The following is a 14,141-nucleotide window of genomic DNA, read 5'->3' as shown; positions in this document are numbered from 1 at the left end:
ATGCCTAACGCGGCGATGGAGAACGGCGGATCTGACAGCACAATGCACGTGCTGGTATGGGGAATCATCTTGCTTGGAGGAATCGGCGTCTTCATTGTCTGGGGTTTGGCCAACGCCTACCCGGCCTGAGCCCTGAGCGTTTCTCTGGCTGCATCGGCATCACGTTTGATCTGATTGCTGAGCTCCTCGAGCCCAGCAAAACGCTTTTGGCCGCGGAGACGCCGCACCGGTTCCACCCTGATCGTGCGGCCCACGAGCTCCTTCTCCACATCGAGAAGATGCACCTCAACGGCTGAGGGGGACCCGGGATCCACAGTGGGTTGAGGTCCGAGATTCATCACCGCTGGCAGCCGTGTGCCGTTGCCATCCACCCAAGCCCAGGCCGCGTACACCCCAAGCCCGGGCAGGAATTTGCGGCCATCAACCTGCAGATTGGCTGTCGGCCATCCCAGACCACGCCCCAGCCCTCGCCCGCGCACCACCTCTCCTTGAAAGTGATAGGCACGGCCCAGCAGGGTGGCAGCTCTGTTCAGCTCTCCCGCGCTGAGCGCCGCGCGGATGCGGCTGCTGCTCATCCTCCCTTCCCCGTCCTCCAGGATCGGCACGACGCTGACCTTGACGCCAGCTGCTGAGGCCAGACGCGCCAGTGTGGTGGTGTCACCCTCGCGGCCGCGGCCGAAACGGAAGTTGGCTCCAACAGCAATGTGACGCGCCTGAAGAGTGGTCAGCAGCACTTGATCCACGAAGTCGGCGGCGCTCAGTTGTGACAGCTGCTTGGTGAACGGCACCAGGACCAGCTGATCAATCCCCAGGGGGTCGAGCAAATGCAGTTTTTCATCCGGGAGATCGAGGCGTAGGCGAGGCTCTCCGTGCAGAACCTCCCTGGGGTGGGGCCAGAAACTCACCACGGTGGGATGGCCGCCTTCAGGATCCGTGGTGATGGCCTTGATCACACGCCGGTGCCCGGCATGGAGACCATCAAAACTGCCCAGGGCTAGCGCAGTGGGCGTGCGGGCCTGCTGAGGTGAGCAGAGGGGGATCAACGGGCCGTGCACAGTGCGGTGGTTGGTGGCAAGTTTGGACGACAGACGACCAAGCCCGCATGGCCGACCGGCTCGATTTCCAGCTGCTGGCCCTTGGCCTGAAGCGGACGGCATGGATTCGCTTCTGGATCCAGACCGTCCTCGGTGTGGTGGTGGTTGGGGTGCTGCTCTTCAACAACATCGGCGGCAGCCTCTCCCGGAATGCAGATCGTGCAGTGGGACTGAGTCCGGGACTGTCCCTGACCACCCTGTCGTTCTTTGTGTTGCTCTTCAGCCTCTGGCAGGGCTGGCTGATCGTGCGCTTGGGGCGTGCGCTCGACAGCGGTGTGCGTCCGAGTCGCTCAGAAGCCAGTCGTCTGATCAAGCGGGGCATCTTTGCCGATCTCCTCGGACTGGTGTTGGCGGCGGTTGGCTATCAGTCGCTGGCAGGAGCCCTGTTCGTGCAAGCGTCGTCGCAGACTCCAGGGATTGCGATCGGTAGCCAGGGTGCTGCTGAGAACTTGGCAATCACCTCGCTGGAGATGCTCTCCGTTTTGAGCAACACGCAGGTGCTGTTCGCCCACCTGATCGGATTGCTGTTTTCGCTCTGGCTGCTGCAGAGGATCTATCGAACGCGTTGACCATTGAGGTCCAATCGTGGAAGACCTCCGAGGGGGCCACGCCAGAACAACTCCGGTTGGATGGGGGTGAGTGAGGGGCTGTTCGCTTCGATCTGGGCTACATCCGTTGGCCAGTCCCTCGGACCATCCCCGCCCGACTCCAGGTCTTCCACGACTTCGCCCGCCAGCCAGTAATAGGTGCGGCCACGAGGATCCTTTCGTGGGCTGAACTGCTCGTCGTACCGACGGATTGAGAGGCGCGTCCAGCGCAGAGGACCCATCACTTCTGGCCGGCAGGGGGGGATGTTCAAATTGAGGAGCAGATTCTCGGGCCATTGGTCCTTCAGAGCAGCTGTAGCCACGTCCACCGCCAGGGCGGCGGCACCCTGGAAGTCGCGCCACTGGAAACAGGCACTGCTGATGGCCATCGATGGCAGCCCCTCGAGGGTTCCTTCCATCGCAGCGGCCACGGTACCGGAGCAGAACACATCCGTCCCCAGATTCGGGCCATGGTTGATGCCGGACAGCACCAGGTCCGGCGCTTCGTCCATCAGCTCAAACAGGGCTAATTTCATGCAGTCGGCTGGTGTGCCGCTGCAGGCCCAAGCACTGATCCCCGCATCAAACAGGCTGTCGGCTTTTTCGGCTCGAATCGGGGTTTGGAGGGTGAGGCCATGGCCGGTGGCGGATCGCTCGCGGTCGGGGCAAACCACGGTCACCTGATGCCCTGCCGCGGCAGCGGCAGCCGCCAGAGCGCGGATGCCGTCGGCAAATACCCCGTCGTCATTGCTGATCAAGATCCGCAAGGGGGCCATGGAATCAAACGCCGATGGGGCGAACCTAGTCGTGATCACTGCTTACAGTCAGCTGTCGTCTTGTCAAAGCCGTGAGCGCCACCGTCACCCTGCAGCAGCTCACCGATCAGCTGGAGGCCCTTGAGGCCGAGGCGGCTGAAGCCATCGCCGCCGCTGCCGATGCCGATGCCCTCGAGCAGTTGCGGGTTGGATTGCTTGGAAAGAAAGGCCGTCTCTCCGGCGTTCTCGGAGCCATGGGTAAGTTGCCCGGCAACGAGCGGCCGCTGGTAGGGCAGCGCGCCAATGTGTTGAAAACTCAGGTGCAGACGCTCCTGGGAGAGCGCCTCCTGGCCGTGAAACAGGCTGCGATGGAGGCTCGCATCGCAGCGGAGACTCTGGATGTCACCGCTCCTCCGGTAGGCGTTCCCATGGGGCATCGCCACCCCTTGATCAGCACCACCGAGGAAATCGTTGATCTGTTCTGTGGTCTTGGTTATCAGGTGGAGGAGGGGCCCGAGGTGGAGACCGACCATCACAATTTCACCGCCCTCAACATTCCCCCGGAGCACCCGGCCCGGGACATGCAGGACACCTTTTATCTGAAAGACAACCTGCTGTTGCGTACGCACACCTCACCGGTGCAGATCCGGCATCTGGAAAGCAATCCACCGCCGGTGCGCATCGTGGCCCCCGGCCGCGTATACCGCCGGGATGCCGTGGACGCCACCCATTCCCCGGTGTTCCACCAGGTGGAGGTGCTGGCCATCGATGAAGGCTTGGATTTCAGTCACCTGCGCGGCACGGTGATGGCCTTCCTCAAGGCCTTTTTCGGAGATCTGCCGGTGCGTTTCCGCGCCAGTTATTTCCCGTTCACAGAGCCTTCCGCTGAGGTCGATGTGCAGTGGCGGGGTCGCTGGCTTGAAGTGATGGGTTGCGGGATGGTGGACCCTGCGGTGCTCGAAGGCCTGGGGCTCGATCCTGAGCGCTGGAGTGGTTTTGCCGCTGGTCTTGGCGTGGAACGTTTTTGCATGGTCCGCCATGGCATTGACGACATCCGCCGTCTCTACACCAGCGATCTTCGCTTCCTCGAGCAGTTTTGAGGGCAGGGCTGATCCTTTGCGGGCGCGTTTCGGGGAAGAGTGATGCCCGATCTCTGCGATCTCTTCATGATCCAGTGAGAGGTGATTCGGCTTGAGGGGTGTCTGTGCTTTCGGTGTTCGATGGCTCCGCGCGAGCCCTTGAGATCGTTCAGGTTCTCTCGAAGCATGAATGGGCGTTTCTCTCCCAGCTTCTGCGTCGTGGTGATGCCGAGGAGACCAGGCTTCCCCTGCCATCGGTGCTGTGCAACATCCTCACGGAGCTGGGACCGGTTTACGTGAAGCTGGGCCAGTTGCTCAGCACGCGCCCGGACCTGCTCGGTGAGGCCTACATCGAGGCCCTCAGTGATCTGCAGGCCAACGTGCCGCCAGTGCCCTGGGAGAAGGTGCGTCCCCAACTGGAAGAGCAGCTGAACAGCGAGGTCACGCAGGCCTTCCGCACGTTCGACCACGATCCGATTGCAGCTGGCAGTGTGGGACAGGTGTACCGGGCCTCCTTGCAGGACGGGGTGCCGGTGGCCGTGAAGGTGCTGCGGCCAGGCATCGAGGTCCAGGTGGCTGAGGACGGCCGTCTGCTGCGCAAGATTGCGGCCCTGGCCTCAGCCACGGCGTTGGGCAGCCAGTACGACTTCATCGGGCTGGCTGACCAGGTGCTCGATGCCCTGGGCCGAGAATTGGATTTCCGCATCGAAGCTCAGAACACTATCCGTTTGGAGCGCTGTCTGGAGGCCTCTTCATTTGTTCCTAAGGGGCAGCTGCGGTTGCCCCAGGTGGTGCAGAACCTCTCCGGTCAGCGGGTGCTGGTGTTGGAGTGGATTGAAGGGGACGCCATCCTCACAGACCAAGCGCGGCTCTCCCTCAGCCAGGGTCCGGGGGTTGGTGCCACCACCACGGAGCTTCTGGGTGCCTTTGTGGAGCAGTATTTCGTGGAGGGTTTTTTCCATGCTGATCCCCACCCGGGGAATCTGAAGGTGTTGAGCGATGGCAGCGTGGTGCTGCTCGATGCCGGCATGGTCGGCGTGTTCGACCCGCGCACCCGCAGCAATCTGCTGGATCTGGTGCTGGCGCTGATCAATCAGGATGGTGCCAGGGCCACCGATCTGCTGGAACAGATCGCTCCAGCAGCCCGCGGGATAAAGGTTGACCGGCAACAGCTCCAACGCCAGTTGGATGCGTTGATTGCCAGCAGTTTCTCTAAACCCTTGGAAGAGCTGAATTTCGCTCTGTTTTTGGCCGATCTTCTGCAGTTGGCCAACCGCACTGGTCTGCGCGTGCCCGGAACGCTTGGGCTGTTTGTGAAGTCGGTCACCAATTTGGAAGGTGTGGGCTGCTCGCTCAACCCTGCGTTCAGTTTCACCGGAGAAATGCAGCCCCTGGTGGCTCAATTGCTGGCGCGCTCGGTGATGTTGCCGCAGGAGCGTTTGATGCAGTTCGGCCTGGATCTGCGCAATTTCTCCCTTGAAGCGCCGCGTCAATTCAGTCAGCTGCTGCGGCGTTTTAGCAGTGATGAGCTCGTGTTTGCCCTGCAGCTTGAGGGGCTGGAGTCGTTGCGCGCCACGCTGGAGCGACTGTCGCAGCGGGTGTCGTTGGCGATTCTGGTGGCCGCACTGCTTCTCAGCGCCACGCTGATGGCGACGCTCGCTCAGCAGCAATTGCTGCGCAATGTGAGCGAGGGCTTGTTTATCGGCGCCACGCTCTTCGGTCTCTGGTTGATCGTGTCCCTGCTTCGCTCCAGCCGTCGCTGATCAACAAAGATCCAACCGAGGGCCATTCAGCTGAGCTTTCTCATAAACTTGTTTTGCTGTTGCTCGATGCGATCGGTGCCCCGGGTCGGACTGATCGTCAATGATGGCAAGCCTCTGGCGGTTGAGATCGCCATCACCATTCAGGCTCGCCTGGAGCGCGGCGGCCACGAGGTGGTGAGAGTGAGTAGCTCCGGAGGGATGGTGGGCTTTGCCAATCCCGACCAGCACCTGCGCATGCTCGGATACAACGCCTGTGTTCCCGAAGGCTTTGATCCGTCGATGGCCCTGGCGATCGTGCTGGGGGGAGATGGCACGGTGCTCTCGGCCGCGCGTCAGACAGCGCCGGTGGGTGTGCCGATTCTCACGATCAACACGGGCCATCTCGGCTTTTTGGCCGAGGCTTACCTCGATGACCTGGATCGGGCCTTGGATCAGGTGCTCACGGAGCAGTGGACGATTGAGGAGCGTGCCAATCTGGTGGTGAGCGTGATGCGCGGCGATCAACGCCGCTGGGAGGCTCTGTCGCTCAACGAAATGGCTCTGCACCGTGAACCACTCACGAGCATGTGTCACTTCGAGATCGCCATCGGCCGCCACGCACCGGTGGATATTTCTGCGGATGGCGTCATTCTCTCCACACCCACCGGATCCACGGCTTATGCCCTCAGCGCTGGAGGACCGGTGATCACACCCGATTGTCCGGTGCTGCAGCTGACGCCAATCGCGCCTCACTCGCTGGCCTCAAGAGCTCTGGTCTTCAGCGACCAGGAACCTGTGACCGTGTTTCCCGCCACGCCGGAACGGCTGATGATGGTGGTGGACGGCAGTGCGGGCTGTTATGTGTGGCCTGAAGACCGGGTGCTGATCCGGCGCAGCGACCATCCCGTTCGGTTTGTGCGCCTGACAGACCATGAGTTCTTCCAGGTGCTGCGCAACAAACTGGGCTGGGGTCTTCCTCACGTGGCCAAGCCCAATCGTTCATGACTGTTTCTGAAACGCTGATGAGCGAAAGCGATGAACGCCCTTTGGTGTTGTTGCTGGGCCAGGACGCTTTGGCCCTAGCGGACCGGCTGCTGGCGTCTGGCTACCAAACCCACGCGGGGGCGTCTGCCGGGATTAATGGCGTGCCGGCGGCGGGCCTTGTGGGAGCTGATGCGATCGATCAGGTTGCCTCGCTCAGGGATCGGTTTGGGTCAATGCCGATCCTGATTGGCGTCAGCGAAGACACGATTGAGGCCCGCGAGGCTTGTTTCAGCTGCGGAGCAGACGATTTCTGGTTCACCACGAGTGGGCCAAGCGATCTGTTGCAGAGGCTGCGGCTGCATCTGGTGATTCAGGACCGCAGCCAGATGCGTCGTCCCTTGTTAACGGTGGGCGATCTCAGTGTTGATATCAGCTGCCGGCAGGTTCGGCGTGGCCAGAGGCCCGTTGCTCTCACGTCTCGTGAATACGCCCTGCTGATGTTGCTGATGGAGGAGCGCGGCACCGTGGTGGGCCGCGACAGGATCTTGCGTGAGGTCTGGAACGACGAACAGGGATCCTCTAGCAACGTGATCGAGGTCTATGTGCGTTATTTGCGTCAGAAGCTGGAGGAGGGGGGGGAGTCGCGACTGATCCATACGATTCGCGGCCGCGGCTACTGCCTCAACGATGGTGCGCCAAGACTCGACCCCAGCTGATGGAGCTGCCACCGCCACCGCAAAACCTGCCGATTGAAGCGCGCTGGTGCCTGGAGTCGCGTGAATCCGCCTGCATCGATCTGGAGGTGGCTGATACGCCCAGGGAACAGCAGCTCGGCTTGATGCAACGTCCAGCGCTTCCGCCGCTGCGAGGCATGTGGTTCCCCGCCAGTCCGCCCCGCCCCATGCGCTTCTGGATGCTGAACACCCTCGCCGCGCTCGATCTGGTGTTTGTGCGGGATGGAAAGGTGCTGGCGATTTCCGCTGAAGTGTCTGTGTGTCCATCGCTTCCTTGCCCGTCCTATTGGGCGGATGCTGATGGAAACGGGCGTGCGGATTTCGCTGATGGTGTGATCGAGATCGGTGCTGGCGAAGCGGCGCGCCTGGAGATCAAGATCGGCGACTCTGTTGTGATTGAAGGCCTGTGAACGAACGCCGATGATTGAACATTTGCTCGTCAATTTCAAAACGAACGAGTAAGAACGACGTGTCGTTTGCTGCGTTCGATCATTGTCTGGATCCTCAGCTGTCTGGGTCACCGCTGAGGATCAGCTGAAAGGTCTGTTGGAGTGTGGGTTGGGTCCTGCTGGGCGCGCCATTGTGAAAGAACACTCTCGAGCGTTGCAGAGCAGCGTTGAATGGTATGGCCGATGTTTCAGCTCTGATGCAGTCGGTGCTTGCCGGTACGGATGCCCACGTGTACGTCAAGGACTCCAACTTTCATTTCGTTTATGGCAATGCGGCTGTGGCCCGCACATTGCAAACGACCCCTGAGCAGATGATCGGTAAAGCCGATGTTGATTTCGCCGATGAGCAATCGGCTTTTCCTTTTCGCGAAGCCGATCAACGGGTCCTCGCTACTGGGAAGCCTGAGGTTTTGCTCACCGAGATCTTTGTCAACGGAGAACGATTGGCCTTCGAAGACCGTAAGTTTCCCGTGCAGCTCCCCGATGGCAGCGAGGGCGTTGGCGGCATCGCCTTTTTGCGTCGAGATCAATGAAAGCGCCGCTGTCTCCAGGATTCTTCTGCACTTAACCGAAGAACCCCTTGGATTGCAGGAATAGTCCGATGGCCAGCAGCGGCCCGAAGCCGGCGATCAGCACGGTGATCTTCATGCGCAGCGGGGAAACCTGTTTGTTCTTCTGAATTGACATGGTGCCTGACGCTGTTCTCAGCCTGATTCTGGGGCTCAGGACCCCGGTTTCGTGCCCTTGAGGATCAGAACGGGATTCATCGGCGCCAGGCGAGTGCCCTCGGCAAGAGGCTGACCGCGCCAGGATTGTTGCTGGCTGATCCGCAGCTGCAGCCCAGCCAGCTCGAGCACAGGCCGCAGTTCGGCAAGAGCTTCCAGGGTGGCCAGGGGGATGACCACGATGCCGCCGGGTCTGAGGCGATCAATCACTCCCTTCAGCAGGGCTGTTCGTTGGCGCCCGCCTCCTCCCACCAGCACGCGATCTGGATCCGGAAGCTGAGGCAGCAGCGTCAGAGCATCCCCTTCAAGTACGGAGCTCGGTGCAACGCCGAGGCGTCGGGCATTGGCCTGGATCAAAGCCCCGCCACCGCTTCGTCGTTCGATCGCCATCAGCTGCAGCCGCGGGCGCAGGCGTAGGGCCTCCAGGCCCACACTCCCTGTTCCAGCCCCCAGATCCCAAAGCACGCCTTGTTCCGGCAGGTCGAGATCCGAGAGCAGCTGGATGCGCACCTCCCGTTTGGTCATCAGCCCAGGGCGGTCGTCGTGCTGCAGGTAGTCGCCATCCTCAATCCCAAACAATGGAAGAGCCTCTGGCGCGGATGGGACGGGAGGTTGGGCCAGCAGCACAACCAGGTGCAGAGGATGAAGGTCATCCGGGCAAGGCTTGTTCGCTTCGATGCACTGCACGCGTTCGTCGTGGTGACCGAGGGCTTCACACAGCCAGAGGCAGTAGCTCGATTCGAGTCCGCTGCCGCGCAGAGTCGCGCGGACCTCTTCGACGCCCCCTCGGCCTGGATCGGTGAGCACCGCCAGGGCGGCCGGCCGTTTCTGCAACCGCTGGGCCAGGGGGCTGGGATCACGGCCGTGCAGGCTGATCCATTCGGCTTCCTGCCAGGGTCTGCCCAGGCGGGCGAAGGCCAGCTGCATGGAGGAGGGTGCTGGGTGGAAACGCAGCCGCTTGCTCCCCAGCCGCTCGATCAACACGCGACCAATGCCGAACCACAGGGGATCTCCACTGGCCAGCACCACAATCCGCAGGGTCTGCGCAAGCGGGCGAAGGGCTTCACTGAGGGCAATCGGATCATCACTGGCCAAGCGCTGCTGTTCGGTGGCGCGACTGCCCAGCCAATCCACAAGTTGGGGCAGCATGCGCTTTGGAGCTGCCACCAGGTCAGCGTCTTGCACCAGGCTTTGGTGCATCGGAGGTAGGGACGCAGGTGCGCCAGCGTCGGTTCCGATCACATCGATCATGACGTCATTGTGCTGAAGCCTGGATGTGGTGGGGATGGTCCCGATCGGGCAAATCTTTGGTGCAAAGTTTTGCGTTGACCGGACTCTTTTTTAGGAGCTGGCTAAAGAAGGTTCATCTTGAACTTTGGCAATGCCAGTGCGCTCTATCGCCCGCCGCGGCTCCCTAGCGCTTTTGGCCTCTGCCATCACGGCAGGTGTTTTGGTGAGCTCCTGCGGCAAGTCGGAAGAGAGCAAGACGGCTTCGGCTGGCAGCGACTGTCCGAAAGCAGCGGTGGTTCAGGAGGGCACAGCCGTGACACCGGTGACAAAAGCCAATTACGCCGTTGCAGAAACTGAAGTGATCTTGGCGGATTACGTACGCAAGATCGCCAAGGGCACCTGCAGCGATGGCGTTGGTGTTTTCCTCCACCAGCGCGCAGCCATGGATCCAAAGGAGCGCACCATCCTGCGCCCCAATTTCGACACCCTGTATTCCTTCGCGGTGCTTGATCTCGAGAGCCCCGCCACTGTGGTCCTTCCTGATACGGACCGTTACCAGATTCTCGAAGTCATCGATGAAGAGCATTGGATTCCCCTGATCAGTGACAAACCAGGCAGTTATGAGTTGACCAAGGAGTCAGTTGGCAGTCGCTATGCCTTTGCTTTCGTACGCACGCAGGTCAATGTGCAGGATCCAGAGGATCTCAAGAAAGCAGCTGCTGCGCAGGATGGGATCAAGCTTGAGCAAGCCAAGAAAGGTGAATTTGTCTCGAAGAAGAAATACGACATGAAAGAGATCCTTGCTTTGCGTGAGGATTACAACAAGCGTCGAGAACCTGAAGGAGTTACATCAGAGATGGCGTTTGGAAAGAAGGGTGAATTGACAGAGGAATTGCGTAACTTTGGCGTTGCGGTTGGCTGGGGCGGCCTTCCCAAAGAGGGAGCCGTTTATCCCTTCCCCAAAGTGGTCAATTCCACTGAGCCCCACACGCTCACCTTGAAAGATGTACCCAGTGATCCCCGTGCTTTCTGGTCGGTGACTGTCTATGACCAGAAGGGGTTTTCAACCGGTGAAAGCTATAATATTAACAGTGCGTTTGCCAAAAAGAATGAGAATGGAGACTATGTGATTCACTTGGGTGGAGATAAGAGCAAAGACAATTATCTTGATATCTATCCAGGCTGGAATGTTGCTCTACGGATTTACTCGCCAACTGAGAATTATTTCAACGGAAACTGGACACCGCCTCAATTTGAGCCTGCGAATTGATTAATCGCTTCAGTGCGCATCAATCTAATTATTCATTTGTATTAATTTCATGACCAAAATTTTTTCCAGTTCCGCTGCTGCGGCTCTGCTTGGCATCGCTTTGATTGCAGGCGGATGCGGTCAGGCCAAAGCGCCTGATGCATCCTCCGAAGCACAATCTGATGCAACAGCAAAGGCATCATCTTCATCGCAAGCGTCTAAGCCAGAGGATTGCCCGAAGCCTGCCGTTGAGATCCAAAGTGAAGAGGTTGTGCCCGTTACCAAGGCCAACTACGCCGCAGCAGAAACCCAAATCGTGATGGCCGCTTATGTGGGCAAAATTGCCAAGGCCACCTGCAGTGGAGGTGTGGGGGTGTTGTGGAACGACAGCAAGGCTGCTGATCCCAAGGATCGAACGGTGATCCGGATTAATTTCGATACCCTCTATTCCTGGTTGGTTCTTGATCTCAACAGCCCAGCGACGATCACATTGCCTGAAACGGGTGGTCGTTATCAGAGCGCCATGGTTGTGAATGATGAAGGGTATACCTATGTGCATCAAGATCCCGGTGAATACAAGCTCACCAAGGAGGCCGTTGGCAGTCGCTATGCAACGGTGGCCTTCCGTACCGGTGTGAACATTCAGGACCCAGCTGATGTTGCGAAGGCGCAGGCCTTGCAGGCCAAGCTTGCGGTGAAGCAGGCACAGAAAGGGACCTTCATTCAGCCCAACCAATGGAATAAGGAGCAAATGCTTGCTCTGCGCGCCGACTACAACAAGGAGCGCAACGAGAAGGGGATCCAGTCGGAGGCCTTGTATGGGCGTAAGGGAGTCGTTGCTCCTGAGCAGAACAATATGGGAGTCGCCGTTGGCATTGGTGGACTTCCCAAAGAGGGAGCGGTGTACCTCTTCTACACACCCACATCAACCGATCCCCAGACACTCAGCCTTAAAGATGTTCCCAATGCTGATAATGCCTTCTGGTCGTTGACTGTGTACGACAAGGAGGGCTTCCCCACGGGTGAGCCGTTCAATTTGAACAGTGCCTTTGCGAAAATGAATGACCAAGGTGAGGTTGTTGTTCACTTTGGTGGTGATAAAAACCAAGACAACTATCTTGCAATCTATCCAGGATGGAATGCCACCTTGCGCATCTACAAACCCAAGCCTGCCTATTTCGACGGCAGTTGGGAGCGGCCTGAATTGAAGTTAGCTCAATAGCGGGCTGGTTTCGTTTTGGTTGAGGGCCCTTCTCGATAGGGCCCTCAGCATCAGGACTTGAATGTTGCTGATCGGTCGCGCAGGCTTGCAATGAAAGCGACAACACAGATGCCCCAGATCACTCCTTTCACGATGATCCCACTAACATCTTCAATCGGGTGATCAGGCCTAAAAGTAGCGCCTCTCAAGTAGGCCTCCAGATGAGCAAAAAAGGGTACAAACATTCCGCCTGCGCTGTATCCCCATGCCCCAGCGAGGTACATGGTGGATTGGCACAGTTTGGCCGTGCAGGCTGCTGCAGCCAGAAGTAACAAAATGCCCGAGCCATAGTCCTCAAGCATCGTTGTGGCGTTGATTGCGAAATAGTCGAGGCCGCGACGTGCAGTCTCGCCAAGGATGAAGATAGCTCCCATGGCATAGGCCATGGCTTGGGTTCCTTTCATGTTGAAGAAAAGTGCTTCTTAGGCTCAGTTTGCTCGCGCTGAACAGTTTGCGCTGGTCTTGTCTGGGAGAACTTTCGATTTCTGTCTGTATTGGTTGAGCTGCACAGATTGAACAGATGGAATAACAGAGCTTTTCTTTTTAAATCATTGCCTGAATGGGATCATCTTTAAATGTCCCTTGGCTGCCGTCTCTCGAAGTTACCCCTAGCTTCCAAATAGTGAGCTCTATCTTCGGATGACCATGACGCGTCGGCTGAGTCCGGTTTTCAAAGGACTCTCCACTGTCACCCTTGCTGCTTTGCTCGCTGTGGGCTGTTCCAGTAAGTCTGATGGCGGCAATCAGTCTTTGAATAAAGGCAGCGGTGATATCCCTAAGGGGTATACGTCGCCTATTCCGGACGAGCTGATGACGCCGGATTCGGTGAAAACCAGTGCCGGTACGTTCAACTTCTTTGATGGCATGCCCGATGCGGTCACGGCCAAGGCCAGCTTCGACAACCTCAAGTTCATTCGGGCTTATGAGACGTTCCTTACCTTGATGCCTGCGGCCAGCATCGAGATGTTGCGGGCTGGACATGCCTCTCAGGGAGTGACGGATCACACCAAGGTCATGTTGATGGCCCCACTGAATTCCAACCCCCTCTTTCTCACGGGTAACACCGATACGGTGTATGGGTCCACCTTCTTCAATTTGAAGAATACAGGGCCGTTGGTGATCGAGATTCCGGCAGGTCTTGGCCCTGGCACCATCAATGATGCATTCTTCCGCTTCGTGGCTGATACCGGAGCTCCCGGGCCGGACAAGGGCAAAGGCGGCAAGTATCTGATCCTTGGTCCTGACGACAAGGAGCCTGAGAATACCGATGGTTATTTCGTTTTCCGTTCGCCCAGTTACTCCAACTGGTTGATTTTAAGAGCCTTTCTCGATGATGAGGGTAAGCCAGATCAGGCTGTTGCGAATTATAAGAAAGGCCTAAGGCTCTACCCACTTTCGCAGAAAGATGACCCTCCAGCAATGACCTTTATTCAAGGAGGTGAAGGTGTATTTAACACGGTTCATGCGAATAATTTCCACTTCTTTGAAGAGCTCGACACGGTGATTCAGCGGGAGCCGATCAATCTGCTTGATCCTGAATTAAGAGGTTTGGCGTCATCGATTGGTCTGGAAAAAGGCAAGCCTTTTGCACCCAGCGCGCAGGAACGAGAACTCCTGGAGGAGGCGGTGCAGGTGGGTGTGGCTTATGTGCGCGCTGATATGGGCAAACCTCGCAACCCTGAGGTTTATTTCTACGAAGGTAAGCAATGGTTCACACCGTTTGGTGGTGGGAGCTACGAATGGCTGATTGATGGCGGTAAAGGAGGTCGGAATCTCGACGCTCGAAACAATTTCTTCTGGGGATACACCGTCAACACGCCAGCGATGGTGCTGAAGATGGAGGGCGTTGGCTCCCAGTACGGAGTGGTGGCTACAGATTCCACTGGCGCTTATCTCGATGGCAGCAAGACCTACAAATTCACGGTTGAGGCCGATGTTCCGGCGAAGGATTTCTGGTCGATGGTTGTTTATGACCCTCAGACCCGTTCTGAGCTGCAGACCGATCAGCTTCTTCCCAGCAAGAACAGCAAGCGCAATCAGGACATGGTTGTGAATGCTGACGGAACCACTGATCTGTATTTCGGCCCCTCAGCGCCGAAAGGTATGGAAGCGAATTGGATTCAGACGGTTCCTGGTAAGGGCTGGTTCGCTGTCTTCCGTCTCTATGGCCCGCTTCAACCTTGGTTCGACAAAACCTGGCAGCTCAACGACATCGAGCAGGTCAAGTGAGCCCTGTCATTCCTGAAATCCCT

General features: G+C 58.5%; 16 protein-coding genes. 11 read left to right on the top strand and 5 right to left on the bottom strand.

All coding sequences use genetic code 11. The features are described from left to right. Positions 1-129 (top strand): hypothetical protein, encoded by a 129-nt coding sequence (locus tag ACLM45_RS05425; RefSeq protein WP_255344575.1) that lies wholly within the window; start codon positions 1-3, stop codon positions 127-129. Here the strand turns inward: ACLM45_RS05425 and ACLM45_RS05420 are convergent. Beyond that, positions 117-1,043 carry a bifunctional riboflavin kinase/FAD synthetase gene (locus tag ACLM45_RS05420; protein ID WP_038005065.1) on the bottom strand — a complete coding sequence of 309 codons (927 nt, stop codon included), beginning with the start codon at positions 1,041-1,043 and terminating at the stop codon, positions 117-119. The two genes, ACLM45_RS05425 and ACLM45_RS05420, sit on opposite strands and share 13 nt — an antisense overlap. A 59-nt stretch (positions 1,044-1,102) precedes the next feature. Here ACLM45_RS05420 and ACLM45_RS05415 point away from each other — a divergent pair, with 59 nt between their 5' ends. Further along, the gene (locus ACLM45_RS05415) at positions 1,103-1,663 is read left to right on the top strand and encodes a DUF3611 family protein (RefSeq protein ID WP_006041903.1); all 561 of its coding nucleotides are present in this window, start codon (positions 1,103-1,105) and stop codon (positions 1,661-1,663) included. Here the strand turns inward: ACLM45_RS05415 and surE are convergent. Then, a complete protein-coding gene (gene surE / locus ACLM45_RS05410) occupies positions 1,648-2,457 on the bottom strand; it encodes a 5'/3'-nucleotidase SurE (RefSeq protein WP_415411015.1) in 810 nt (269 codons plus the stop codon). The genes ACLM45_RS05415 and surE overlap by 16 nt on opposite strands. 71 nt (positions 2,458-2,528) lie before the next feature. Between surE and pheS the strand changes: the two genes are divergently transcribed. From pheS to ACLM45_RS05380, 6 genes are all read left to right on the top strand, one after another. After that, positions 2,529-3,536 (top strand): phenylalanine--tRNA ligase subunit alpha, encoded by a 1,008-nt coding sequence (gene pheS, locus ACLM45_RS05405; RefSeq protein WP_415411013.1) that lies wholly within the window; start codon positions 2,529-2,531, stop codon positions 3,534-3,536. Between the two features lie 98 nt (positions 3,537-3,634). Next, positions 3,635-5,278: an ABC1 kinase family protein gene (locus tag ACLM45_RS05400; protein ID WP_415411011.1), complete on the top strand. Its 1,644-nt coding sequence runs from the start codon at positions 3,635-3,637 to the stop codon at positions 5,276-5,278. Positions 5,279-5,353: 75 nt separating this feature from the next. After that, positions 5,354-6,262 carry an NAD(+) kinase gene (locus ACLM45_RS05395; RefSeq protein ID WP_006041899.1) on the top strand — a complete coding sequence of 303 codons (909 nt, stop codon included), beginning with the start codon at positions 5,354-5,356 and terminating at the stop codon, positions 6,260-6,262. A 17-nt stretch (positions 6,263-6,279) separates the two neighbouring features. Then, positions 6,280-6,957: a winged helix-turn-helix domain-containing protein gene (locus tag ACLM45_RS05390; RefSeq protein ID WP_415411009.1), complete on the top strand. Its 678-nt coding sequence runs from the start codon at positions 6,280-6,282 to the stop codon at positions 6,955-6,957. Beyond that, the gene (locus ACLM45_RS05385; RefSeq protein ID WP_415411007.1) at positions 6,957-7,385 is read left to right on the top strand and encodes a DUF192 domain-containing protein; all 429 of its coding nucleotides are present in this window, start codon (positions 6,957-6,959) and stop codon (positions 7,383-7,385) included. Before ACLM45_RS05390 ends, ACLM45_RS05385 begins: the two co-directional genes overlap by 1 nt. 215 nt (positions 7,386-7,600) lie before the next feature. Beyond that, positions 7,601-7,957, top strand: coding sequence for a PAS domain-containing protein (locus ACLM45_RS05380; protein ID WP_415411005.1), 357 nt, complete (start codon positions 7,601-7,603; stop codon positions 7,955-7,957). A gap of 31 nt (positions 7,958-7,988) precedes the next feature. Here the strand turns inward: ACLM45_RS05380 and ACLM45_RS05375 are convergent, their stop codons facing one another. Continuing rightward, positions 7,989-8,111 carry a hypothetical protein gene (locus ACLM45_RS05375; protein WP_006041895.1) on the bottom strand — a complete coding sequence of 41 codons (123 nt, stop codon included), beginning with the start codon at positions 8,109-8,111 and terminating at the stop codon, positions 7,989-7,991. Between the two features lie 35 nt (positions 8,112-8,146). Continuing rightward, entirely contained in the window at positions 8,147-9,400 is a 1,254-nt protein-coding gene (locus ACLM45_RS05370; RefSeq protein WP_006041894.1) for a bifunctional cobalt-precorrin-7 (C(5))-methyltransferase/cobalt-precorrin-6B (C(15))-methyltransferase, read from the bottom strand. 130 nt (positions 9,401-9,530) lie between these two features. On the opposite strand from ACLM45_RS05370, the gene ACLM45_RS05365 reads away from it, so the two are divergent. Together ACLM45_RS05365 and ACLM45_RS05360 are read left to right on the top strand one after the other, a co-directional pair. After that, positions 9,531-10,649 (top strand): DUF1254 domain-containing protein, encoded by a 1,119-nt coding sequence (locus tag ACLM45_RS05365; RefSeq protein WP_006041893.1) that lies wholly within the window; start codon positions 9,531-9,533, stop codon positions 10,647-10,649. Between the two features lie 49 nt (positions 10,650-10,698). After that, positions 10,699-11,850 (top strand): DUF1254 domain-containing protein, encoded by a 1,152-nt coding sequence (locus ACLM45_RS05360; RefSeq protein WP_415411003.1) that lies wholly within the window; start codon positions 10,699-10,701, stop codon positions 11,848-11,850. A 50-nt stretch (positions 11,851-11,900) separates the two neighbouring features. Here ACLM45_RS05360 and ACLM45_RS05355 read toward each other — a convergent pair whose 3' ends face one another. Then, positions 11,901-12,293, bottom strand: a complete 393-nt coding sequence (locus ACLM45_RS05355) for a hypothetical protein (RefSeq protein ID WP_415411001.1) — start codon at positions 12,291-12,293, stop codon at positions 11,901-11,903. 235 nt (positions 12,294-12,528) lie between these two features. Between ACLM45_RS05355 and ACLM45_RS05350 the strand changes: the two genes are divergently transcribed. Then, positions 12,529-14,118 carry a DUF1254 domain-containing protein gene (locus tag ACLM45_RS05350; RefSeq protein WP_415410999.1) on the top strand — a complete coding sequence of 530 codons (1,590 nt, stop codon included), beginning with the start codon at positions 12,529-12,531 and terminating at the stop codon, positions 14,116-14,118. Positions 14,119-14,141: the final 23 nt, after the last annotated feature.

The sequence above is a fragment of the Synechococcus sp. A10-1-5-9 genome (assembly GCF_047716785.1).
GTDB lineage: Bacteria > Cyanobacteriota > Cyanobacteriia > PCC-6307 > Cyanobiaceae > Synechococcus_C.
This window is presented reverse-complemented; position numbering and strand designations above follow the sequence as displayed.

Excerpts from the sequence above, each read along its gene's own strand:
- ACLM45_RS05425 (WP_255344575.1), top strand. The coding sequence starts at position 1 with ATGCCTAACGCGGCGATGGAGAACGGCGGATCTGACAGCACAATGCAC.
- ACLM45_RS05415 (WP_006041903.1), top strand. The coding sequence starts at position 1,103 with ATGGCCGACCGGCTCGATTTCCAGCTGCTGGCCCTTGGCCTGAAGCGG.
- surE (WP_415411015.1), bottom strand. The coding sequence starts at position 2,457 with ATGGCCCCCTTGCGGATCTTGATCAGCAATGACGACGGGGTATTTGCC.
- ACLM45_RS05390 (WP_415411009.1), top strand. The coding sequence starts at position 6,280 with ATGAGCGAAAGCGATGAACGCCCTTTGGTGTTGTTGCTGGGCCAGGAC.
- ACLM45_RS05385 (WP_415411007.1), top strand. The coding sequence starts at position 6,957 with ATGGAGCTGCCACCGCCACCGCAAAACCTGCCGATTGAAGCGCGCTGG.
- ACLM45_RS05380 (WP_415411005.1), top strand. The coding sequence starts at position 7,601 with ATGGCCGATGTTTCAGCTCTGATGCAGTCGGTGCTTGCCGGTACGGAT.
- ACLM45_RS05375 (WP_006041895.1), bottom strand. The coding sequence starts at position 8,111 with ATGTCAATTCAGAAGAACAAACAGGTTTCCCCGCTGCGCATGAAGATC.
- ACLM45_RS05370 (WP_006041894.1), bottom strand. The coding sequence starts at position 9,400 with ATGATCGATGTGATCGGAACCGACGCTGGCGCACCTGCGTCCCTACCT.
- ACLM45_RS05365 (WP_006041893.1), top strand. The coding sequence starts at position 9,531 with ATGCCAGTGCGCTCTATCGCCCGCCGCGGCTCCCTAGCGCTTTTGGCC.
- ACLM45_RS05360 (WP_415411003.1), top strand. The coding sequence starts at position 10,699 with ATGACCAAAATTTTTTCCAGTTCCGCTGCTGCGGCTCTGCTTGGCATC.
- ACLM45_RS05355 (WP_415411001.1), bottom strand. The coding sequence starts at position 12,293 with ATGAAAGGAACCCAAGCCATGGCCTATGCCATGGGAGCTATCTTCATC.
- ACLM45_RS05350 (WP_415410999.1), top strand. The coding sequence starts at position 12,529 with ATGACCATGACGCGTCGGCTGAGTCCGGTTTTCAAAGGACTCTCCACT.